20 protein-coding genes and 1 tRNA gene are annotated in these 21,707 nt (G+C 53.5%); 8 read left to right on the top strand and 13 right to left on the bottom strand.

All coding sequences use genetic code 11. From position 1 onward, the window contains the following. The 4 genes from V5A26_RS03635 to V5A26_RS03620 all read left to right on the top strand — a co-directional run. Positions 1 to 775, top strand: a 775-nt coding sequence (locus V5A26_RS03635) for a hypothetical protein (protein ID WP_332322223.1), incomplete at its 5' end; no start/stop codon positions are given. Positions 776 to 795: 20 nt separating this feature from the next. Further along, on the top strand, positions 796 to 981 hold the full coding sequence (locus V5A26_RS03630) for a hypothetical protein (protein ID WP_332322222.1): 186 nt from the start codon (positions 796 to 798) through the stop codon (positions 979 to 981). A gap of 191 nt (positions 982 to 1,172) precedes the next feature. Beyond that, a complete protein-coding gene (locus V5A26_RS03625) occupies positions 1,173 to 1,757 on the top strand; it encodes a response regulator (RefSeq protein ID WP_332322221.1) in 585 nt (194 codons plus the stop codon). Between the two features lie 1,131 nt (positions 1,758 to 2,888). Then, positions 2,889 to 4,070, top strand: a complete 1,182-nt coding sequence (locus V5A26_RS03620; protein ID WP_332321190.1) for an MFS transporter — start codon at positions 2,889 to 2,891, stop codon at positions 4,068 to 4,070. Positions 4,071 to 4,154: 84 nt separating this feature from the next. On the opposite strand, the gene V5A26_RS03615 is transcribed toward V5A26_RS03620, so the two are convergent. Then, a complete protein-coding gene (locus V5A26_RS03615) occupies positions 4,155 to 4,385 on the bottom strand; it encodes a hypothetical protein (protein ID WP_332321189.1) in 231 nt (76 codons plus the stop codon). A gap of 161 nt (positions 4,386 to 4,546) precedes the next feature. After that, the gene (locus tag V5A26_RS03610; protein WP_332321188.1) at positions 4,547 to 4,900 is read right to left on the bottom strand and encodes a hypothetical protein; all 354 of its coding nucleotides are present in this window, start codon (positions 4,898 to 4,900) and stop codon (positions 4,547 to 4,549) included. Positions 4,901 to 5,223: 323 nt separating this feature from the next. Here V5A26_RS03610 and V5A26_RS03605 point away from each other — a divergent pair, with 323 nt between their 5' ends. Next, positions 5,224 to 5,634, top strand: a complete 411-nt coding sequence (locus V5A26_RS03605; RefSeq protein WP_332322220.1) for a hypothetical protein — start codon at positions 5,224 to 5,226, stop codon at positions 5,632 to 5,634. Positions 5,635 to 6,722: 1,088 nt separating this feature from the next. Here the strand turns inward: V5A26_RS03605 and V5A26_RS03600 are convergent. Further along, positions 6,723 to 6,796, bottom strand: a tRNA-Lys gene (locus V5A26_RS03600). Between the two features lie 108 nt (positions 6,797 to 6,904). On the opposite strand from V5A26_RS03600, the gene V5A26_RS03595 reads away from it, so the two are divergent. Further along, positions 6,905 to 8,356, top strand: a complete 1,452-nt coding sequence (locus V5A26_RS03595) for a DHH family phosphoesterase (protein WP_332321186.1) — start codon at positions 6,905 to 6,907, stop codon at positions 8,354 to 8,356. 1 nt (position 8,357) lies between these two features. Here V5A26_RS03595 and V5A26_RS03590 read toward each other — a convergent pair whose 3' ends face one another. The 6 genes from V5A26_RS03590 to V5A26_RS03565 all read right to left on the bottom strand — a co-directional run bounded on the left by V5A26_RS03590 (position 8,358) and on the right by V5A26_RS03565 (position 14,764). Next, entirely contained in the window at positions 8,358 to 8,648 is a 291-nt protein-coding gene (locus tag V5A26_RS03590; protein ID WP_332321185.1) for a PRC-barrel domain-containing protein, read from the bottom strand. A gap of 54 nt (positions 8,649 to 8,702) precedes the next feature. Then, positions 8,703 to 9,758, bottom strand: a complete 1,056-nt coding sequence (locus V5A26_RS03585; protein WP_332321184.1) for a phosphotransacetylase family protein — start codon at positions 9,756 to 9,758, stop codon at positions 8,703 to 8,705. Beyond that, entirely contained in the window at positions 9,755 to 11,848 is a 2,094-nt protein-coding gene (locus V5A26_RS03580; protein WP_332321183.1) for an acetate--CoA ligase family protein, read from the bottom strand. Before V5A26_RS03580 ends, V5A26_RS03585 begins: the two co-directional genes overlap by 4 nt. A gap of 193 nt (positions 11,849 to 12,041) precedes the next feature. After that, the gene (locus tag V5A26_RS03575) at positions 12,042 to 13,049 is read right to left on the bottom strand and encodes a tyrosine-type recombinase/integrase (RefSeq protein ID WP_332321182.1); all 1,008 of its coding nucleotides are present in this window, start codon (positions 13,047 to 13,049) and stop codon (positions 12,042 to 12,044) included. Then, positions 13,046 to 13,435, bottom strand: coding sequence for a DUF5805 domain-containing protein (locus tag V5A26_RS03570; protein WP_332322219.1), 390 nt, complete (start codon positions 13,433 to 13,435; stop codon positions 13,046 to 13,048). The genes V5A26_RS03575 and V5A26_RS03570 overlap by 4 nt, the downstream gene beginning before the upstream one ends. Positions 13,436 to 14,185: 750 nt before the next feature. Then, positions 14,186 to 14,764 (bottom strand): hypothetical protein, encoded by a 579-nt coding sequence (locus V5A26_RS03565; protein ID WP_332321180.1) that lies wholly within the window; start codon positions 14,762 to 14,764, stop codon positions 14,186 to 14,188. Positions 14,765 to 15,473: 709 nt separating this feature from the next. Here V5A26_RS03565 and V5A26_RS03560 point away from each other — a divergent pair. Together V5A26_RS03560 and V5A26_RS03555 are read left to right on the top strand one after the other, a co-directional pair. After that, positions 15,474 to 16,478 (top strand): phosphate uptake regulator PhoU, encoded by a 1,005-nt coding sequence (locus V5A26_RS03560; RefSeq protein WP_332321179.1) that lies wholly within the window; start codon positions 15,474 to 15,476, stop codon positions 16,476 to 16,478. A 43-nt stretch (positions 16,479 to 16,521) separates the two neighbouring features. Next, positions 16,522 to 17,493, top strand: a complete 972-nt coding sequence (locus tag V5A26_RS03555) for a phosphoadenosine phosphosulfate reductase family protein (RefSeq protein WP_332321178.1) — start codon at positions 16,522 to 16,524, stop codon at positions 17,491 to 17,493. A 19-nt stretch (positions 17,494 to 17,512) separates the two neighbouring features. Here V5A26_RS03555 and V5A26_RS03550 read toward each other — a convergent pair whose 3' ends face one another. The 4 genes from V5A26_RS03550 to dnaJ all read right to left on the bottom strand — a co-directional run bounded on the left by V5A26_RS03550 (position 17,513) and on the right by dnaJ (position 21,617). After that, a complete protein-coding gene (locus V5A26_RS03550) occupies positions 17,513 to 18,337 on the bottom strand; it encodes an aldo/keto reductase (RefSeq protein WP_332321177.1) in 825 nt (274 codons plus the stop codon). A 51-nt stretch (positions 18,338 to 18,388) separates the two neighbouring features. Next, entirely contained in the window at positions 18,389 to 19,756 is a 1,368-nt protein-coding gene (locus V5A26_RS03545) for a geranylgeranyl reductase family protein (RefSeq protein WP_332321176.1), read from the bottom strand. A gap of 76 nt (positions 19,757 to 19,832) precedes the next feature. Further along, positions 19,833 to 20,408, bottom strand: a complete 576-nt coding sequence (locus V5A26_RS03540) for a GNAT family N-acetyltransferase (protein WP_332321175.1) — start codon at positions 20,406 to 20,408, stop codon at positions 19,833 to 19,835. A gap of 48 nt (positions 20,409 to 20,456) precedes the next feature. Then, positions 20,457 to 21,617 (bottom strand): molecular chaperone DnaJ, encoded by a 1,161-nt coding sequence (dnaJ, locus tag V5A26_RS03535; RefSeq protein WP_332321174.1) that lies wholly within the window; start codon positions 21,615 to 21,617, stop codon positions 20,457 to 20,459. Positions 21,618 to 21,707 lie beyond the last annotated feature (90 nt).

Here is a 21,707-nt window from a genome sequence, read left to right as displayed (position 1 = left end):
GTTTAGCTCCGTAAGCGCTGGGCGTGGCGTCTCAGTGAGTGCTGTAAGTGATCCGTACGGTTTGCTTGGGATTGAGAATGTAGATTCCCTAGAGGACCCGGTGTTTACGAACCGCACGACACTGGAGATGGCGGTAACCCTCGAAGACGCCGACGTGGATACTATCACCTTCGATGGGGAGTCTTCCCCCTACGAATTCTCGTTGGCACCCGACAAAAGCAAGGACGTACTGATAGAGTCCGAAGGGGACGGTGACAGTGCACTTGTCGACATCACTGCAGATCTCGATAAAGGAGCAGGACAGATTACGTTACAGCGTGATTTCAGCGTCCCTCAGGCGGAGAGTGTCAAATTAACGGGAGAAGTAGATGCCACTGGTGCAAGTGGGCAATTCGATTTTGAAATGAGTTTAAAGGAAGGAAGTCAAGATGTCACGTTCGATGGAATTAAAGTAAACGCTACGACAACCGAAGCCGACGAAGTATCTAATAATAATGCCACGCTTAAGGGAGATAATAAAGATCTAGTCACATCGACAATAAAAGTAGATAGTGAATTTTCAGATCAAGATACAAAACAAAATTTTGTTAACACCCTTACTCTTTCAGATTCACAAAATAGTGCAATATTCGAATTTGATAAATTCCAAAATAGTACTAGTAGTGGCAATTCTGGGATTGATATGCGAGATCAAGGTGTCCGGATCACTATGTACTTTGGAGACGATAGTTCGAAACAATTCGATCTGTGTGCCACCGAACCTTGCAATTTCTGAAGAGATGAATTTCAAACAATTTGCCAAAAAGCATTGATAGGGTCTTCTTTGTAGAAAGTAAGTTCCTCGATGATCTATCTCCACTCGACATTCTGCTCCACGTCTACGGCATCTTTGTTCCGATCAACATCGCCCTCCCGCTTACAACCCTTGCCGGCGAGTTTGATACCGTAAAGACCGTCATCTACAACCAAATCGTCGGCTAATTCCAGAACAACGGAGTCGCAAAAACCACCAAAGCTGCTTTCCTAGCAACCGACAGGTATGATCGATCAATCGCACCATCCAAAAGCCATTATCCCTCCCTTACTCTACAGCCATGACTGCCTGATGTGGGTGCTCACTTACCGTTACTCAGGCCGGTAATTAAATAGTCTAACACCCTTATAGCATAATTATGTCCGCGGACAGTGAATCAGTCGTTCTCATCGTAGACGACGACCACGAACTGGTCAAGATGTATCGCCATTATCTCGACGAGGAGTACGAGGTTCGAGTGGCGACCAGCGGGGAGGAAGCCCTGGAACGGTACGACCCAGAGGTCGATGTCGTTTTGCTCGATCGGCGAATGCCAGGAATGTCCGGCGACGAGGTTCTGAAACGGATTCGCGAGCGCGGAGTCGATTGTCGGGTCGTCATGGTGACAGCGGTCAACCCTGATGTTGACATTCTCGATATGGAGTTCGACGACTACCTAACCAAACCTATCAAGAGAGCCGAAATTCAAGACGTGGTCGAGCGGATGGTCGCTCGAGACGCTCTCAAACGACGAGTTCTCGAATCGTTTGCCTTGGCTTCCAAGCTCGCGACACTGGAGCAAAAACTCAATATCGAACAACTCGAAAACAGTGCGGAGTACAAGCGACTCCTCGATCGGTTCACCGAGCTCCGCAACGAATTCGAACTCCACAACTCTGATGCGTACTACTCCGATGCCACGCTGGAGAAATTCGAGGCATTGATGGATCAATCTGGGGACTGATCGGGCTCAATGCGTTGTATTTGGTACGGAGAGAATAGATTATAACGGTTTCTTTCTCCCCATAATGCAGAAATCGCTCTGTTTCGCCAGAAGTTGGAGCGGGCCGGGCGCAATTTGAACATCCGCAAATCGGCCTCGGGCTCCCCCCTTCGGCCGATTTCCTGCGCCACCGCTCGGCCCTGACGGGCCTCGCGGTGCCACGCTCCCGTCTGGTTTTGCGGTTCGGTGCTCGGCGGGCCTATCGGCCCGCCTGCGCTCCGCTTCCGTCACACGCTCTGCCTACCAGCGCACGCACCACAGGGGGGTTCCGTTGCTAATAAGCATGACCGCAGAAACAAACACACTCAATCCAAGCAAAGCCGTTGAAATATACCTCCAACACAGAAAATCGGAGGTCGCGTCTGTGACTCTCGCCGCCCACCGCCGCCGGTTACAAATGTTCGTGACATGGTGCTCCGTCGTCAATCGACGAGCTAGGTCTCCTTGCCACTATCGGTGCGGGTGTTGCGGCTTTCACCATCCCCATTTCGTTTCTGGGACTTAGTTACGGGGTTTTGAGACTCGATGTTTCGACTGTTTGGGGAGGAGCACTCCGAGATATATCTTTCAGTGCGATACGTCTGTCACCTATTGGAGCTATAGCACATATATCTTTGATACCACCATCGGCACTGTTGGTTTTTGCCATCTTGGGTGGGGTGGTTGTGGGTGTGATCGCAATGATTGGGGATTGAAACCATCTTCATCGTCTTGCAGTCGAGTGGTTTCGTGGGGTTGTCGATCACGTTCATCCAGGCAGCACGGTGAGCTGTGTATGTCGTATACTTTGCACATTCTAGAATAATAATATGAATTTAGTTACAGTGATTAATTGTTGAATTACTTCAGGAATCCAGTGGTCATACCCGCCATTTGATTTGGTTCATGCACGCGGAAGAGTTTCCCAACTCGTCGTTGCACACTCTGAATGAGTTACTTTTGGTTCGGACACTCCCCGGGGTGCTGAAGGAGGTCTGGGTCAGCCGGAACGACTTCACGATCCCTAGGTAGCCGAGGACCTCACCAACTTCGTGCCCGTCGAGCCCTTTGTGAAAACAAGAATTACTTACCTGGACCGGACCGAGCAGACATGTGGCGGAGACACGGAGCGGTAAAGCGAAAGCACTTCTAAGTGCCACTACGGCAAACTTCGGGCAGTTCGGCGCCCGCGTGGCCATCAGCCCGTTCGTCCTCGCTATCGCCGCGGAGTTTTCGACCAGCAAAAGTCTCATCGGCCTGGTACTAACTGGGATGTGGGCGACTTACGCCTTGATGCAGTTCCCCAGTGGCGTCTTCGCTGACCGATACGGCGAGCGGCGGATAGTCCTGGTCGCGCTCGCGATGGCGGTTCTCGGGAGCATTTTCGTGGCTGTATCGCCCTCGCTGGTCGTCTTCGCAGTGGCAGCACTCGTGCTCGGCCTGGGTGCTGGAATGTACTTTGCACCGGGGACGGCACTACTGGACCGGCGATTCACCGGAACCGGCCGAGCGTTCAGCATCCATTCTGCCGGGGGCCCACTGGCCGGTCTCGCCGTCCCGGTGGTGGGAACCTGGGTCGCGGCTACGTACGGATGGCGGGTGGGTATCCTGGTCGGCGGGGCTGGGGCGCTCGCCGCGCTTGCCATGGCCCTCGTGGCCGTAGAGGGGCGTCCGCCCACGAATCCCAACGCCGCTCTCCGGTCACGGTTGAATCGACAGACCGTCATGAAACTGCTCTCGCGTCCGGTGGTCGCATTTTCGACGGTACTCGGGGTCATCGGAATGTACGTGTTCCAGGCGACAGTCTCCTTCTTCCCGACGTTCCTACAGGAGCACCATGGACTGACCCAGGGGAATGCCGGGCTGGCGATGGGCGTGACATTCCTCCTCATTGCGTTCGTTCTGCCTTTTGCTGGCGAGGCGGCCGACCGCTGGGGCCCAGATCACGCGGTCGCCCCCACGTTTCTCGTCACCGCGACCGGGTTCGCGACGCTCATCTTTGGCCCTGGTAGCTCGGTGGCCCTGTGGGTCGGTATCTCGCTAATCGGCGTTGGCCTCACTTGGGGCGGTGCCGTCCAAGCGCGGGTGATGCGTGAGTTCGATGACGATGAGCGCGGAACTGGGTTTGGCCTTGTTCGGACAGTCTTCATCCTGCTTGGGTCGGTCGGTAACGTTGCAACCGGCGTGCTAGCCGACATGTTTGGCTGGCCAGTGGCATACGGGGTTGTCGTGGGGCTACTCTGTTTCGGTGTCGCAATCCTCGTAATCAATCGAAGGCTTGACCTCGGGCTCTAAAGAGCCCAAAAGGGCTGGGAACACGCACACTGGCCGGTTGACCTGGGGGCACTCCGAAACCGTTGACGGTCAGAACGGCCACCCTCAACGTCTGGGACGATGCTTTGGATACTCTACACCGGCAAACTCGTCGAGGTCGATGTCCACTTCGAGTTCGCATCGCCACGGGTCGTCCTTGGGGGTCGGTTCGAGTGCATGTGCAATCACCTCTTCAGAATAGGCTTCCTCAGGTTGCCTGTAGGCGTAGTCAGGATGGTCGTATTCCAATATGCGGCGGCGGAGACCTGTCCCCAGGTCGGTATCTTCATCCGGCACGACGCGTGCGCCGTGGATGCGGAAATGCGACCAGTCTCTTCCTCGCTGAGCGCCAGTGTAGCAATCTCATCAACCACGATTCCCGGCGATTTTCTCATTAGTGTGAGCTAACACCGTCACTCCCGACGCCGAACGACGCTTTGAAGCTGGGACTTCGGTAGTCAGCCGTCAGCAAGCTCAGGTACGTCCTCCCGGCGTTTGAACACCCGTCGATGCTTCGCGAGCCGGTCATCCAGCCAGTCGTACCGGTCCGGGTCGTCCTCGTTCTGTTCAAGTTGGTGAATAAGGTGAGCGAGCTTCATGAGCGGGCGAGCGGCTCCCGTGTCTCCCAGGTGAATGGCCTCCTCCGTTTTCCGCTCGATACGTCCGGCAACCTTGGTTGGTGGTGCGCCATCGACGAAGCCCACTTTCTCCTTGGCCAGCCATTCCGGAATCTGAACGAGCATCTCATCATCGTCGAGTTGCCCGAGCAGTTGCCACAACTGTCGCGTGTCGGTATTATCAGAGCCCCACAACTGGGTGAACTCCTCGTAATGGCAACCTCCTGCATGTCGAGGTCCGGCATCAGGCGTGCCTACGCTCCACTCCGTTCAACGCGCTCGGTCCGGGCCGTGGCGAGAAACCGGTTCACGACGCTAATCATTATTCCCATTCCCTGTGAATCTCCGAGTATGGAAATCGGCCTCGTAAGCTGAACGAAGAGCAAGCGCAACCGATCCATGAAACCTGCTGACCTCTACATGGGTCTTACGGAGGTCTATAATTCGCACCACCTTATGGTATCCGTATAGACTTAGGACCAGAGTGAACACCCGAGACTGCTGGGACGAGTGCCCCGATGAGTGAGAACATCCCGCTGGAGCAATACGCCGACGAGCAGGGCGGACTCCTAATTGCTACCGTCAATGTATCCCTTCGTGTCGAGGGACCGGGCAATCGGTATGTAGACGGGATTCGTGTCATAGACCCGCCGGAAGGTGAGGGTGAGAAGTACGACTACCACAAGCTACCGAATAACAAACCCGTGTGGGATTTACTTAGCAATCACCGCATCGAACTCATAGAGGTGCATAATTGGGGTCTCCAGGTCTTAGGTGACTGTCTCGGAAAGGCCGCTATTATCGAAAACGAATTTGCTCCGGTAGAGGTGAAAAAGACCGTCATCGTGAATACTGGACAACCGAACGAGCCTGCCGTTGAAGAGGTGTACGAAGACTATGGGGTGGACTGGGTTGTTATCGAATCTTAAACTTCCTCCGAGGAATCGGTTGGGGACCCTCTCTCGACCCTTCTTTACAGTAGTTCGGAACGCCAATTTTCGTGCAGTTAGCAATAGTAGGCGATAGATTTCCAGAGGAAATATGTGATCAGAAACCACCTAAACCGGCTTACACTCCAATTTAGAGTCGCTAATAGTAGAATAAATCAGGGTTCTATCCTATTCTTAATGAAGAAGATTGGAACTCACTCCAGATTGGAGAGGTAGTAAAATAGTGTGTATAGAGGGGCCTAAGTGGCCATTTTGAAAACTAACTACTGGTTCTCGTCGTGAGGGACGACCATCTTTGTGGGCATATTGGTGGAATCTGAACATTCCTGACAGAATGGCATCGACCCTGGACTTGGAATCTCCTCCAGCTTATCCCAGGATTTCCTCGCGTCACAGTTGGGGCACACCAGGTCTTTGACCGAAAATCCCCGATTTAATTCGGGATACTTTTCGGCGAGTGTCGGAGTTAGTTTGGTGTCGTCGGACGCTTCGAGGTACTTACGTACCTGCTGTTTCCGGTAGTCTTCGACTGAGGCTAAGAGCCATCATAGTCTTCGTCTTCGTATGGGACATCCGTTTGTCCGCATCGGCATTCTTTGACTGGCGGCGAAAACTACCCCTTGTAAGCCGGCGGACACTATCTCTGACGACGACATTGAGAGTGCAATTCCGGAGGCGACATCCCAGATCCCCCAAAAGAGGTGATGCTGCCGTTTTCGGTGGGGCGAATGCTGAATGTATTAACAAACACCGAATTACCCCTCCTTACAAATTTACAAATAGCGTACGGATAAGTTATTAACAAGTGGGAGTCCACCACCAGGTCCCAATCACACTCCCACGAATCCACCGACGGAACCCACCTGCGCAATGCAACCAAGCGAACTCTCTCGCCTCTCCCGACAAAGCACACCGCTGATACAGCCGCGTCTTGCGATTTATTCCAACTCCGGAACGTCCAAAAAGTTAGCGGGCCGGGCGCGATTTGAACACACGGTCGGAGCAAAGCTCCTCTCTGCGTTCAAATCGCTGGCCGCTTTGCTCCTCACCTGTGTTCGTCGCAAAAGCGGGCCGGGCGCGATTTGAACACGCGACCGTCTGATTAAGAGTCAGACGCTCTGCCAGACTGAGCTACCGGCCCTCACCCCATTCTGAGGCGTCCCCGCCCAAATACGTTCTGCATTCGCGGTGATTTTCGGGTGTGAACTGTCGTGGGGGTTAAGTTAGATGCACAAGAAAGGAATAGCTAATGAGTACACGTGGCACCATTTCTTCGATGTCTTCGTATGCAATTTTGGGGTGTGGGAGTGTCGGTCATTCCGTTGCCGAGGAACTCGTCGAACGTGACAAAGACGTGTTAATATTGGACAAAGACCAATCGAGGGCCGAATCGCTTCGGGACCAGGATCTCGAAGCACGACAAGCGGACATTAGCGAGCCTGAAATCACTGAGGAGGTAGAGGGCTACGACGTGGCCCTGATTCTGGCGTCTGATATCGAGGCCAATAAGTCCGCCGTAACCCACATTCGCAATCAGGACGAGGAGCAATTCGTCGTCGCCCGCGCAAGCGATCCCGTCACCAGCGACGAACTTTCAGCATTGGGTGCGGACGTGGTCATCAATCCGTCATCGGTCATTTCCGATGCCGCCCTCCGGGCCCTCGAATCAGGGGAACTCGAATACAAAGCCCGGAGCCTTTCTGACGTGTTGACTGGCGCCGAAAAGAAAGTCGCCATTTTGACCCACGACAATCCGGACCCGGACTCGATTGCCAGTGCTGCGGCCCTCGAGTCGATCGCGGAATACCTTGACGTCGAAGCCGACATCCTCTACTTCGGGGATATCGGGCATCAAGAGAACCGAGCCTTTGTAAATTTGCTTGAGATCGAGCTCACCCACCACGACACCGTCAACTTGGACGAGTATGACACGTTTGCGATGGTCGACCAGGCGAACTCGGGGTCTCTGTCGATTGACACCTCGATCGACATTTACATCGACCACTTCGAAACGAACGGCGAAATCAATGCGGACTTCGCGGACGTCAGACCGAACGTCAGTGCCACATCGACGATTTTGACAAAATATCTGCAGGAATATGATATGACGGTCAGTGAAACCGTCGCGACGGCGTTACTGTACGGGATTCGAGCAGAAACGTTAGACTTCCGGCGAGACACCACTCCCGCAGATCTCACTGCGGCGGCCTACCTCTACCCCTTTGCCAATCACGATACACTCGAACAGGTCGAGTCGCCCAACATGAGTCCGGAGACGTTAGACGTCCTGGCTGAGGCGATTGCGAACCGGAAGGTGCAGGGGAGCCATCTCGTTTCGAATGCTGGCTTCATCAATTCCCGAGACGCCCTGGCCCAAGCCGCACAGCAACTCCTCAATCTTGAAGGCGTGACCACGACCGCTGTCTTCGGAATTATCGAGGATACCATTTATCTCGCTGCTCGGTCAAAGGACATTCGGCTCAATATCGGCTCTGTGCTCCAGGATGGGTTTGCGGACATCGGCGAAGCCGCGGGGCATTCGACTCAGGCGAGCGCGGAGGTGCCACTGGGTATCTTCAACGGCATCGAAACGACTGCGGAAAACCGAGAAACGCTCCTGTCACTCACTGGGGAGGCCGTCACGCGGACGCTGTTCGAGGCGATGGGCGTCGAACAGGAGAACAGTTCGAACGGCGGGTAACTCAGGCGACCGCTTCGTCCTCGTTTTCGTCGTCTTTGAGTCGTTCGATAACATCACTGATCAGAACGATGTCACCGACCGACCGGACCCAGCGATATGGAACGATGATGCCTTTCGACCCGGTTTCGGCGGTTTCAAAGAGCGTTGGATTGAGGGCCGACAGCGCAAGGCCATTGACGACCTCCGTATCGAGATCCAATCGGAGATCTTCGACTTCTCCGACGAAAACGCCGTTGTTCGAGTAAACCTCCCGCCCGACCAGACTCGTGATTTCCTGGGGTTCTACGTCCATAGTGCAAGGGAGAACCCGGCCCCCCTTAATTGTTTGACCGACCGGATCGATCGATCAGTCTAACAGAGGGCTAATATCGACGTGATCGTGAAGCAATTGGGTCATTGTTTCGACGGTCCGGGCATCTCGAACCCGGCCGCCTTGAATCAACCGTTCGGCGCGTTCGACGGTTGCGAGCGTGTCAGATTGCACTGACAGCACGGGTACGTCTTTGTCACTGGCTGTTCCCAGGACCGCGCCAGGTGGTTCGAACCCGCCAGTGAGAATGAGGGCGTTGACACCTGGGGCTTCAAGCGCGGCGCGTTGGATATCTGCGCGATCGCCCCCGGTTACCACAGCGGCGTCTTTGGTCCGTCGGAAATGAGACAGTGCTGCTTCTCCGCTCATAGCGCCAACGAGCACGCGTTCGATGAAGACCTCCTCTTCAGCACCAGTAAGTACCCGACCACCGAGTTCGTCCGTAAGGTCAGAGACTGTCACACCCGCGAGTTCACGATTGTGGGGGATGACACCGAGAACGGGAATATCTCGCCCCTCGAGGAACGGGACGATGTCGGACTCTACAAGATCGAACATTGAGTCGGGAACGGCATTGAAAATAACTCCGGCAATGTTTTGATCAAGGCTATTCGCGAATCCGAGTAACCTATCGAGGTCGTTGACCGATTCGAGACGTTCGAGGAGGAGTACCTCGGCGTCAAACCGCTCTGCAATATCGTCGTCTGCAAGGTCGACGATTCCACCGGTTGTCCAGAGGTCTCCCCCTTCGACGACCATGAGATCGCGGTCCGCTTGGAGTGTTTCGAAGGCCGAATCCATCCGTTCGTGGAGTTCAGACACGTTTTCTCGGCCACGAATCGCCCCTTCGATGAACGTCGTGGAGTACACGATCGGCTCCATTTCGTGCATTTCGGCTTCGATGTCCAGGACCTCGCGGGCGAGCATTGGGTCTGTGTCCAAAGTTTTGCCGACGTTAGACTGCAGCCGGGTTCCCTTGGGTTTCATGTAGCCAACTGACTGGTCGCGAGACTGAGCGAGCTGGCCGAGGGCGAGTGCGATGGCGGTTTTTCCGGTGCTGTTCTGGCTTGATGCAAGCAGTACGGTCTTCATAGTTTGTCAGGGTCAACGGTGAGTCGACTGTCCACAGCCTGTACGCCATCCGGTGAGACGACGAGCGGGTTGATATCGAGTTCGAGGATCGCCGGGAAATCCGTCACGAGTAGTGAGAGTCGTTGCATGGCTTCGACCAGGGCTGTCTCATCTACGGGGTCGTTGCCTCTGGCTCCCCGGAGTAACGGTGCGGAATCGATTTCGCCGATCATCGTCTTTGCCTCTCGTTCGCTGATCGGGGCGACCCGGACGGTTGTGTCCTCGAGAATTTCGACGAAAATGCCCCCGAGTCCAAACAGGAGTAATGGTCCAAATTGGGGGTCTCGATTCATTCCTAGAATTGTTTCTATCCCTGTGTCGAGATCGACCATCTCCTGTAGTTGCACACCGAGGATTCGTGCGTCTGGTTGGTAATTCTTTGCGCGTGTGAGAAGATCCTCATAGGCGTCTTTGACTCCCGATTCCGGGACGCCAACTTTGACGCCACCGATATCCGATTTGTGGAGGATATCTGGGCTCACGATTTTCATGACGACATCCCCTGTGATCTCTGCAGCAACAGCCCGTGCGTCCTGGGGTGAGTCGACAATTTCGCTCGTTGGGGTTTCGATCCCATATGCATCGAGAATTCCCATGGCTTCGACGCCGAGTCTGTTCGACCGCTTGGTCGCGGTTTCGAGAATTTCTTGAACTTTCTCTTTGTCGACGTCGAACGGTTCAGGCGTTTCGTATTCGATTTGCGTATTATCCCGATAGGTCATCAGCGCATCCAAACTGTTGACGGCACGAGCGGGGTCGAAGTAATTGGGAATTCCATGCTCTCTGAGCGTATCGGCCGGGTTTTGAATTCGCTCGCCTCCCATCAGGGCTGTTGCCACCGGTGTTTCATACTTCTCTTGCAACGTTGAGATATCGATGGCAAGTGTTTCGTAATCGAGAACCGCTATCGGAGAGGCGAGGACCATGGCTGCTTGGACGTTTTTGTCAGAGAGAACGATGTCAATAGCGGCTTTGAACCGTTCGTTGTCGGCGTCTCCGATCACGTCCACCGGGTTGTAAATATTCGCGCCCTCTGGAAGCGTATCTTGTAATGTTTCGAGGGTTTCATCTTGAAACGACGCCATATCGTAGTTCGATTCTCCGATCGCATCGGTCGCCATTACGCCGGGTCCCCCTGCGTTGGAAATAACGGCGATTCCGTCACCGTCTGGGACCGGTTGGCCTTCGAGAATTTGGGCATAATCGAATAATTCTTGGACGTTTTCGGCCCGCAGAACTCCGGCTTGGTCCAGCCCTGCCTCGTAGGCCCGTTCACTGCCAGCGATTGTTCCCGTATGGGATGATGCAGCTTGGGCTCCGGCTTCTGTTCGACCTGATTTGACTAATATGATTGGCGTTTCTTTCGTGACTGACCGTGCATTATCGATGAATGCTCGTCCATCGTCTATTCCCTCCAGATAGCCGAGAATGACCTCCGTATTCGGGTCTGATTCCCAAATCTCGATGAAATCAGATTCGTCAAGGACTGCTTTGTTTCCGAGTGAAACGATGTCGTTGAATCCGATCCCTTGGTCGATAGCCCAGTCGACGACGGCTGTAATGAAGGCCCCGGATTGACTCATGAACGAAAGTCCGCCAGGAATGGCATTTGACGGACCGAACGTCGCGTTCAGGTTATCTGGGGTACTCATCACACCGAGGCTGTTCGGCCCGACGAGATTCATTTCGTATTCGTCGGCGATTTTCGACAACTCTTGTTCACGGGTCGCACCTTCACTTCCAGCTTCTCCAAACCCGGCTGTTATTACGACTACGTTTGTGACGCCTTGTGCACCGAGTTCTCGGGTGGCGTCGATTGCTATTTTTGGTGGGACGACCACGACAGCAAGGTCGATTGGGTCTTGAATCTCCTCGACTGAAGAAACTGCTGTGTGTCCAAGAACCTCCTCCTTTTTGGGATTGACTGGAAGTACTGTTCCGTCGAAGGATTCGAGGTTCTCCATGATTGCTCGGCCGATCGATCCTTCGCTATCGGTCCCGCCGACGACGGCGACTCGGTCCGGGTCGAACAACCCGATCGCGTCTGGCATCCGCTTGTTGATACTGGTGGCAGCGGTTTAAACCCAATCGGGATCGATTCGTTCCGAAATTGATTCTAAGCAGAGGACTCGGTTTGCATTTTTGAATCTCGAACCGGAGTCTGCGGAGACCAATTACCCTTCCAATTCCGCTTCTAGCACACCCCACATTTGATATAGCGACATACAGTTTATATGTCCATGATTAGTCGAGAAGTGAGTACATATTCGCCTCGTAGACGTCCCGAACCCGGTCGCCCCAATTGTGAGTGTAGGTATCGATCACGTCTGTTGCCACATCACCGCGTAGATATTTTACGATTCCACGATCTCCGGTTCTGTCACGGAGATGGGTAGTGAAGAAATGTCGAAAGTAGTGCGGGGTTACGTTTTCTCCGGCACCTGCTCCGGATTCGTACCATCCAAAGTCCGCTGCCCGACTCGTCACCAGATGGTGGATGTCGTTTCCAGTGAGCCGATCGCCCCACTTTCGGCCTGTATTAACGAACAGTGGCTCGGCTGGGGATGTCGTATCCGGTCGGATTGCGAGCCATTTGATAAGAACCCGTCGAAGCTCTGCATCGATCGGAATGACAGTTTCTCTCTGGCGCTTGTTTGACATAGCCCGTGTTTCTCCGTTGATGACCGTGCCTTGTTTCGGTTGATCGGAGACGAACAGAGAGTTCGGGCGATCAGCTAATTGCGGTCGGACACCGCCGGTTGGAATTGTTGCCTCGGTAATACTGACATCACGCAGATCTAGATTACAGGCTTCGCCGGCTCGCATACCGGTTTTTAGCAATAGAGTAATTACGGCCTGTGAAAGCGGGTGCCCTGTCGATTGGACGAACTCGGCCATTTGGGGCGGTGCGATGTCACGTCGGTTTGGATCAGTTGTGATCTGCTCGTCGAGTTCCTCCATGACAAGGGTCATCGGGTTTTCATCAAAGATACCGACTTCGGTCATATAGGCATAAAACCGGTGGAGATAGGCTGCATAACTCGCAACGGTACTTTCCGCTGTCGTGGAGCGAAGATCGGCGATCCAGGCTAAACAATCACGATGGCCGACTGAGTCGAGCGTATTGTCTTCTTCAAGATCGGCTTCGAAGTCTCTGAGAACCCGTTCGTAGGCCTCCCGGGTTCGCGTGGACCGACCGTGATAGGACATATCCTCGAGAAAGTATGCAATTGGATCGTTTGTATCGGTCATAGGTCTTCCTGGAGCGAATACGTGCCATCTCGCGGTTGGTGCGCGATACGACCATTTTCCTGGAGGTCAACGATTGCATCTTCGAGTCGTGATTCTACATCACCTATCACTATCTCGAGGAGTTCCTCCCATGAGAGACGACCTTCTGCATCAAGTGCCTGGACCACCGTTTCCGGTATGTTTCCCCCGGGGTTAGAGCCCGAAGAACCGGTTGAATCGGTTCCGGTTTCATCGAACCCCCGACGCCCGGCCTGAACCATTGAACGGACGAATTCTGATTGGCTCATATTGAAATCCGCAGCGTGGGCTTCCCACTGAGCTTTTTGTGACTCCGGAATGTAGGTCGTAATCCCAACGCGGTCAGTCGAGTCATCGGAATCGGGCATGGATTGGACTTGGGAGACCAGATACATAAATCTTGTAGCTATCAAAATAAAGTATCTTATTTAGATCAACATGGGCGCACTTAGAGCCAAAATATATTATATTTTTATTATTTGATTGTTATATTACGCACAACACATCATATGCCGATAATAGCTATTATGGGAGCCAATTCAACGGCTACCAGTTCAATTGGACGCTAATTGGAGACAGAAAATTTACTTTTGTTAGGTCTATAGACTGCAGAAATAGCTGGCTCCATTAGTAGGGAAGGAATCGAGTACGTTCAAATTACATCGTCGTGGTTTTTTTTTCCTTGTTTTCACCTTCGATCAACTGAGACATATTGCCGATTGATCAGTCTCAAAGGAATAATTATGAATACCGGTGTGAAATTAATAGGTTAGTAAATTGGTGACTGTTGGTTTGTAGATGTCATGACGGCGGCTTTCGACAGTATTGGTTATAGCAATCAGGGCATTACAAATTATCAAGCCGGAATTTTTTCGCCAATCTGAAAATCCCAAATCATGGTGTGTTTCGCAAATATATAGCAAATATCGCTATACATTTATGGGGTTCTGCAGTGGCCAGAACCTGTCGGTTTTGGGTTGTACAAATTAATAATATACTAACAATTTTCGCAAATGTATTGTTTCTTTTGGTGACAATACAGTTTGAATCGGAATAAGAAAATTCGTTAGTGCTTTAATTGTTGAATTCGGGGATTTGAACCAGTTTACACTGGTATACTAAACTGTCAAACCGATCTGTCTCTTTGCCACGTTCCACCCTCCAAACGTTTCCTGGAACGTTTCCTTCGAGAATTCTCCACCGTTTTTCTTGTAGGACTCATAACTAAACTCGGTATTCGTGATTCGTTTATCATTCGCCCTCGCACGAGCCCACAACAAATCATCGAGGTACTTGAATGGAGTTCTCGCCCTTGATGAGTCAAACACTCCTGCATCAACTAACGCCTCAAACCATCTCCCATACCTGTTGTAATATTCGTGCAACGGGTGTGACCCATGGTGAATGTATCCCGCTACCGACGTTACCGAATTGTCTCGATTGTTCAATTGTCGCAAATCTGCACAAAGATCTTTTGCCTCAGCCGTTGACTCTACTGGGGATTTTGCTGAAACCTCCACCCCCGACATCAATAACGCTTCCTGCCAGCTGCTGAAGTGGTTCTTTATCTCACCAAGACTGAATTCACCGGCTGTTTCGTATCTTGTAAATGTGACTGGCGAATCCAGATCACCACTCACCCGAAATATGTCTGATATAATCGAATTTCGTTTGTCCAGTGGCTCGAAAACTTCCATATTTTCTCTGTTTAATAAATAGATAAATAAGGACCGTGAAATCTTCAGGTGTCTACGACTGGTTGATTCCGATGGTCGCAAAATTATACTTAGAACTACTATAATAACCTCGAGAAGTTCGAAATCTGCGCAGGTTAGTTGCGGGTTCAACTCGGTTGAAGTCGATCCGTTCTTCGAACTGTCAACGCTCATTAAATTTTCCCAACGAAGTCGTTCCAATTCGCGTATTATAATATTGTGGGAGTTCGGGTTGTTTATTTTACTCTTGTTTGCAGCCAAACTTCTTGATATCTCCATTTTCACGGTTTTCCGTTGACTCTTGATCTAATTTGTCGAGGAGCCGGTATTCGCACTCCTCTGGGCCGACTTGATAGCTAATCCGGGTGTCATTGTTTTGCTCGATATACGGTATCCGATTGCGGATCAATTTGTCATGCAGTTCAATTATTCTGCACATTCCATAAGTTGCGACACCATAGAGCCAAGATCGGAGACCAGTTTGCAAGACAGATGAACCTGTACGGTTCTTAAGTAGGCATTGATATTTCTCCTATATAACCGAAATGTTTGACCAAATCGGAAAGTTGCGTATACCTACTGGTGATTATGTGATCTCCCCTCACTGGCGGATAACTGATTATTAACCTCAATTATATCTTTTCTATATAGATTCCGATTAGTTTACAATCGTCCCGATAAGAGATTCAGTATGGAACGGCGAAAGGTCCAACTCACCGGAGGATCGACATTTACCATCTCGATCCCAAAGGAATGGGCAAGGGACCACGATATCTCTGCGGGAGTGGAGGTCGTGTTTCATCCAGACAACGGCTCGCTTCTATTGACACCTGCGTCTTCGAGTGGGCCGACACGGGGCGAACTTGACATCACCGACAAAACGGGGGACGCGTTGATGCGAGGGGTCATGACAATGTATGTGAGCGGGTTCGACGAAATCGAACTCACTGCAGATCAAATCACCCCAGGTCAGCGGCGAGTCATTCGTGAAGCAACTCAAAGTCTCGTGGGACTCGAAGTCTTAGAGGAAACTGTCGATACGGTTCTCGTACAGGATCTACTCGATTCGTCGGAACTGTCTGTTCACAGTGCTGTCGAACGGATGCACCTCATTGCCCGTTCGATGCTCGAAGATGCCATGAGCGCACTCAAAAATCACGACATGGATCTTGCTCGCGATGTAATTGCACGAGACGATGACGTTGACCGACTGTGGTATGTGGTTTCTCGGATTTTTCGTAGCACACTTCGGTCTCCACAAATGGCTCGTGAGATTGGCCTGTCCCGAGAGAACTGTTTTGACTATCATTCGAGTGCCAGACAATTCGAACGGATCGCGGATCACGCGGCGAAGATCAGTCAATTGACCCTCGAACTCGATGCCACGATCCCCGAGGATGTCATTGATTCCTTGGATACCCTGTGTGGGGAGGCCACAGAGATTATCGAGACGGCGTTTGATGCGCTCTTTGAGACGGAGGCTGACCTTGCCACCTCACTCGCAAACGATGCTCGGACTGGAGTGAGTGAAATCGACGATCAGGCCAGAACTATCGATGATCAACTCCGTCAACTTGATCCCACTCGCGCCCGATTCCTCGGCTTGATTGTCGACTCGCTCTCACGGAGTGCCGACTATGGCGGAAATATTGCCGAAACAGCACTTCAAAAGGCAGCCCCGGCACCGGACTTGTAACGAATCCGTTCTTTTATCCCTCCAGACCGCTAATCCGACGGCGATGCGCGACGGATTTCCGGACTACGTCGACGTCGATTACACAGCAGGCGAAGAGGAAAGTGCTGAAAGCTATCCAGATATCGAGGCAAAGATCCAGAAAGGGATCGAAGTCGTCAAAACAGGCCTCATGGAGTACGAAAATCCGGCCGTCATGTGGACCGGTGGCAAGGACTCGACCTTAACACTGTACCTGGTTCGGGAGGTCGCCAACGAACTGGGCTACGACATGCCCCCGGCGGTCTTTATCGACCATTTCCAACATTTCGAGGACCTCCACGAGTTCGTCGAAGACTGGGCGGCTCGATGGGATATCGAAGTCATATGGGCTCGCAATGAGGATATCGGAGACATCGTCGACTCGCGGGATCTCGAACCGGGAGATGACATCGAGATATCGGAACTGTCCGATCACAACCAACGCCACGTCAACGAGATTCTGGAATATGAAGAGGACTCCTTCCCGTTCCTACTGGACACCTACGTTGGCAATCACCTTCTCAAAACCGTCGCCCTCAACGATTCACTCGAGGAGCACGAAATCGACGGGGTCATCTCAGGCGTTCGCTGGGACGAACAGGAAGCCCGCGCCGACGAGACGTTCTTGAGTCCACGCCATAACCCGGATATCTATCCGCCACACGACCGTGTGCAACCGATTCTCCAGTTCGACGAAGCCGACGTCTGGGAGGCCTTCTGGAATTTCGTAGTGCCGGAAACCGTTTCTGAGTTCCCTGATGAGGGCTACGTGCCCCAGACCTTCGATGATCTTCCCGAAGGCGTCGACCGGGAGGACATTCCAGTCTCGCCGAAGTATTTCGAAGGGTTCCGGTCGCTCGGGAGCCAAGTGAGCACGGAAAAATCAGACCAGGTCCCGGCTTGGAAGCAGGATCTCGAGGGGACGACCGAGCGAGCGGGCCGAGCCCAGGACAAAGAGGACCTGATGGAACGGCTCCGTGACCTTGGCTACATGTAAACAGGAGAGACAGTCGGTTCTAATTCCAGGGACCGAATCCCGGATCCACCTGTCGTTCGGTCCGATCGATTCCATCGATGTGGTCGATATCTTCTGGATCCAACTTCAGTTCTCGGCTGGCCCAGTTATCCGCGATGTGATCCTTGGTGGTTGCTTTTGGGATCCGGGTTACACCTTTCTCCGCGAGCCACGCCAGACTTACCTGGGCTTCGCTGACTGTGTGTTTCTCGGCAATGGACGAGATTTCGGGCACGGTGAAGACGTTCCCACGTGCGAGCGGCGAATACGCCACGATTTCCGTTCGGGTTCCCGCCACGGACTTTTGCAGTTCTTTCTGTGGCAACAACGGATGCATTTCGATCTGGTTTGCAAAAGGGCCTTCTCCGAGCATTCTTCGGGCCGTTTCGAGGTGTCTGGGTTCGAAGTTACTCACGCCAATATGGCTGGTTAGCCCTTCCTGTTGAAGAGTCTCGAACGCTGAGAGGGTGGTTTCCGGATCGTATGTATCGGCCGGCCAGTGAACGTAGAGCAGATCGACCGAATCGACGCCCAGTTTATCCAAACTCGTCTTTGTCGTCCGGCGAACGGCGTCCGGATTCAAACTGTCAATCCAGACTTTCGTCGCCAGGAATATGTCCTCACGATCGACTGCGGCCGACTCGATCCCACGGCCGACGTGCTCTTCGTTGCCGTAGATTTGGGCTGTATCGACGTGGCGATAGCCCATTTCGAGGGCCGTCTTGACAGCTTTTGCACAGGCATCGGGATCTGTGTTTTCCCAGGTTCCGATTCCAAAGTTCGGAATCTTTACTGCTGGCGCTGTCTCGTTGTGATCCGATGACATACGAGAACTTTCGGGGGTCCGAATCAAAACGGTTGGGGCCTCGGTAGCGGATTAGTACTTCGGGTCCGCGCCGCTGATTTCATAAACGGTGTCGTAGATTTCGTCTCGTCTGGCCCGCCAGTCCTCGAAGCCGTCGGGATCCCTAGGATAGTCGTCGTACACTGCTTTGAGTTTGAGGGCCTGTTGGTGGACCCGATACAGGCCGAAGAGCGTTTTCCAGTGCCCGAATGTCCGTCGAAGCGTATCCAGTTTCAGCCCAAGGGACATGCCAGCGGCCCCCTTTCCGAGTGCGTCGATCAATGCCTGTCCGGGGAGTGCAGTCACGATTCCCGTTAATTCGTCCACATTGTGGGTGCCGGCCCAAATGTTGTAGAGGTCAATCGCGGCAAACCGCTTCCCGAAGTCCGTCATTACCTTTCGGTTGTACTCCCAGAGTGCGTCCTCGCTTACGTCACCGTTCTCGATTCCTTTGATTGCGGCTTCTGCGGCCCAGTGTCCGGCTTTGGCTGCGCCGGGAATGCCGCCACCGGTCGCGGGGTTGACATGGGCGGCGGCGTCACCCACCGCAGCATAGCCGGGTGCGACAGCGGAATCGTACGGTCTTCGGGTCGGCAGGGCGGCTCCGAGTTTGTCGATAACCTTCGCATTCTCGAATTCGGACCGACTCCGCACGTCTTTCTTGAGGTGATCGACGAGTTTCATCGGCGGTTTGTTCATCTGAAATCCAAGCCCTGCGTTGATCATCGTTTCCGTCCTGGGGAAATACCAGAGATAGCCAAGTTCGGCGGTTGGCATGAAGACGATCGAGTCGTCGTATTCGACTGGATCTTCGACTTCGATAACTTCCCGATACGCCGAACAGAACTGCTGAAAGTGAACCTTCGTATCGAAGGTGCTCTCGGAGAAATCTACCTGGTCTTGCAGAATCGACATCGCTCCGGCCGCGTCGATCACCATCTCGGCCTCGAAGGTTGTTTGGTCCCCGTTTTGCGAACTGTGGACACCCTTTACCTGCCCCTTTTCTTGGATGACGTCCTGTACGACCTGGTTGTACCGGATATCAACGCCCAACCGCTCGGACTCCTCTAAGAGGACCTCACCGTACCGTCGGCGGTCGACGACTGCCCCGGCTTCTTCGAAGGGAATCTCAAGGGTTTCCTCAGTTTGTGGGTTTTCGAAGCGGGCGTATTGGATATTTTCGTTCGTAAAGGATTCGTCCTTGAGGTATTCACGATCGATGACATCCGGGAAGGTCGACTTGCCCTTGATCGCGTCACCGCACGCGATGTGTCCGGCATTCGATTCGGATTTTCGCTCGAGTAAGACGACATCGAGGCCGGCATCTGCAACTGTCGACGCGGCGAAGGTGCCGGCGGTACCCCCGCCGACGACGACCACGTCGAAGGACTCCGTGGGCATTGTTGTATTTAACTCCGCCGTCGGGTCCTAAAAAACTCGCGGGACTGGTCCAACTCGCCCCTTTGTCGGGGAAGTTTCAATTTACGTCGTACTTGTACGTGGCTGTCTTTGGATCGATGCCGAAATCTTCGGCCTGTTCGTCTCCCTCTGACTCGGTTTCTTCTTCTTCTTCCTCGCCAAAACGGCGACGGAGCCGTCGTGGTACTGTAAACGTGTCACTATCGATTCGGGACGGTGCAGCATCCGGATGTCGCGATTTGATGTCCTCGAACCGAGGTTTCAGCGGGTCTGGCAGCGCTGCGGGCTCGATTCGTTCGAACCCGAACTGTTCGAGATAGTCGGGGGCCGGCGAGAGCGCGTAGAGTTCTTGAAATCCCTCTTCACTGGCGTTTTCGACGAGTTGTTCGAGGATGTGGGCGCCAAAGCCATCACCGCGGAATTCCTCGAGGACGCCGAGATTCGAGACTTCACAGATCTCGCCCGCTTCTGTCCGATGAATGCGAAGTCGGCCGAACCCCGTTTTTTCGCCCCGCCGTTGGTCGATGCCGAGGACGTAATCCCGGGAGCGGAACGCCGAATCCTCGAAGTGAAACTCCTCGAGTCGATCGAGAAGCCAGACTTCCTCGCGGTTTTTCGCGTCCCGTACGTACATGGTATGAGAATTAGCGCCACGGGCAAAATGGTTTGTGGGGCGAGCGGGTTACAGCGAGTTTCGAATCCGGTCGATAAAGCCTTCGTCGATCTCAAGTTCTTCCCCACCGGCTTCCGCGAACTGTTCCAGGGCCTCTTTTTGGGTTTGGGAGAGGTCTTCAGGCGTCACGACTTGCAGGTGAATGTAAAGGTCACCCTGGCCTCGTCCCCGGAGATGTGGGATACCTTCGTCACGAAGCCGGAGCGTCTCGCCGCTCTGTGTTCCAGCAGGGATGTCGACATCGACACGGCCGTCGATGGTCTCGACCTGGATCGTGTCCCCGAACACAGCCTGGGGGAACGAAAGGGGTTCCTGTGTATGCAAGTCGTCTCCGTCGCGTTCGAATTCTGGGTGCTCATCGATTTCCACCTCGATGAGCAGGTCGCCGTTGGGTGCGCCCTGTTCTCCAGGAGCCCCTTCGCCGTTCATTCGAAGGGTCTGCCCGCTGCGGATCCCCGCTGGGACATCGACTGAGAGTGTGGCCTGTTGTCTCGCGGTTCCATCCCCACCACAGTTCGAACAGACGTCTTCGTAGATTTGCCCATCGCCCTCACATCGTGGACAGGTGCGCGTTTGCTGGACGCGACCGAGGGCCGTCCGGCGAACCTCACGAACTTGCCCCTGGCCGTTACAGTTCGGACAGGAACGGGCGTTGGCATCTGGCGGATGCCCCGACCCATTGCAAACGTCACACGGTTCGGGGCGAGTTACCGTGACCTGTTTAGTGACTCCTTTCGTGGCCTCTTCGAGGGAGATGGTGAGAGAGGTTTTGAGGTCTCGACCGCTCGTCGCCCGTTGTCGTGTCCGGGTTTGACCACGGCCGCCACCGAAAAACTGGTCGAAAATGTCGCCGATGTCTCCCATGCCACCGCCGAAGGGATCTCCGCCTGCGCGACGGCGACCACCACGGCCACGACCCCCGTTGTCAGTGGCCCCTTGTTTGTCGGCCTGCATGAACTGCTCGTGGCCCAGTTGGTCGTACATCCGGCGTTTCTCCTCGTCCGTGAGGACTTCTTTAGCCTTCTGCAGTTTCTTGAAGTGTTCCTCGGCGTTTTCGTCGTCGCTTACGTCCGGGTGATTCTGGGCCGCTTTCTGGCGATAGGCCCGTTTGATCTCCTCCTCGCTTGCGTCACGGGAAACCCCGAGCAACGAATAGAAGTCCTCGCTCATCTCCTCGAAATCGGGTAGCGGAGTCTCATACTTGGTCCTGTTGCATCGGGACACGACCTGCCATCCGGGTGGGGTCGCTCAGCAACTGGT

The sequence above is a fragment of the Halodesulfurarchaeum sp. genome (assembly GCF_036626455.1).
Classification (GTDB): domain Archaea; phylum Halobacteriota; class Halobacteria; order Halobacteriales; family Halobacteriaceae; genus Halodesulfurarchaeum.
Note: the sequence above shows the minus strand (reverse complement) of the source record. Positions and strands in the feature narration are given on the sequence as shown.

Bases quoted from the DNA above. Each gene is read 5' to 3' on its own strand.
- V5A26_RS03625 (WP_332322221.1), top strand. From the start codon at position 1,173: ATGTCCGCGGACAGTGAATCAGTCGTTCTCATCGTAGACGACGACCAC.
- V5A26_RS03605 (WP_332322220.1), top strand. From the start codon at position 5,224: ATGAGTGAGAACATCCCGCTGGAGCAATACGCCGACGAGCAGGGCGGA.
- V5A26_RS03595 (WP_332321186.1), top strand. From the start codon at position 6,905: ATGAGTACACGTGGCACCATTTCTTCGATGTCTTCGTATGCAATTTTG.
- V5A26_RS03590 (WP_332321185.1), bottom strand. From the start codon at position 8,648: ATGGACGTAGAACCCCAGGAAATCACGAGTCTGGTCGGGCGGGAGGTT.
- V5A26_RS03585 (WP_332321184.1), bottom strand. From the start codon at position 9,758: ATGAAGACCGTACTGCTTGCATCAAGCCAGAACAGCACCGGAAAAACC.
- V5A26_RS03580 (WP_332321183.1), bottom strand. From the start codon at position 11,848: ATGCCAGACGCGATCGGGTTGTTCGACCCGGACCGAGTCGCCGTCGTC.
- V5A26_RS03575 (WP_332321182.1), bottom strand. From the start codon at position 13,049: ATGACCGATACAAACGATCCAATTGCATACTTTCTCGAGGATATGTCC.
- V5A26_RS03570 (WP_332322219.1), bottom strand. From the start codon at position 13,435: ATGCCCGATTCCGATGACTCGACTGACCGCGTTGGGATTACGACCTAC.
- V5A26_RS03565 (WP_332321180.1), bottom strand. From the start codon at position 14,764: ATGGAAGTTTTCGAGCCACTGGACAAACGAAATTCGATTATATCAGAC.
- V5A26_RS03560 (WP_332321179.1), top strand. From the start codon at position 15,474: ATGGAACGGCGAAAGGTCCAACTCACCGGAGGATCGACATTTACCATC.
- V5A26_RS03555 (WP_332321178.1), top strand. From the start codon at position 16,522: ATGCGCGACGGATTTCCGGACTACGTCGACGTCGATTACACAGCAGGC.
- V5A26_RS03550 (WP_332321177.1), bottom strand. From the start codon at position 18,337: ATGTCATCGGATCACAACGAGACAGCGCCAGCAGTAAAGATTCCGAAC.
- V5A26_RS03545 (WP_332321176.1), bottom strand. From the start codon at position 19,756: ATGCCCACGGAGTCCTTCGACGTGGTCGTCGTCGGCGGGGGTACCGCC.
- V5A26_RS03540 (WP_332321175.1), bottom strand. From the start codon at position 20,408: ATGTACGTACGGGACGCGAAAAACCGCGAGGAAGTCTGGCTTCTCGAT.
- dnaJ (WP_332321174.1), bottom strand. From the start codon at position 21,617: ATGAGCGAGGACTTCTATTCGTTGCTCGGGGTTTCCCGTGACGCAAGC.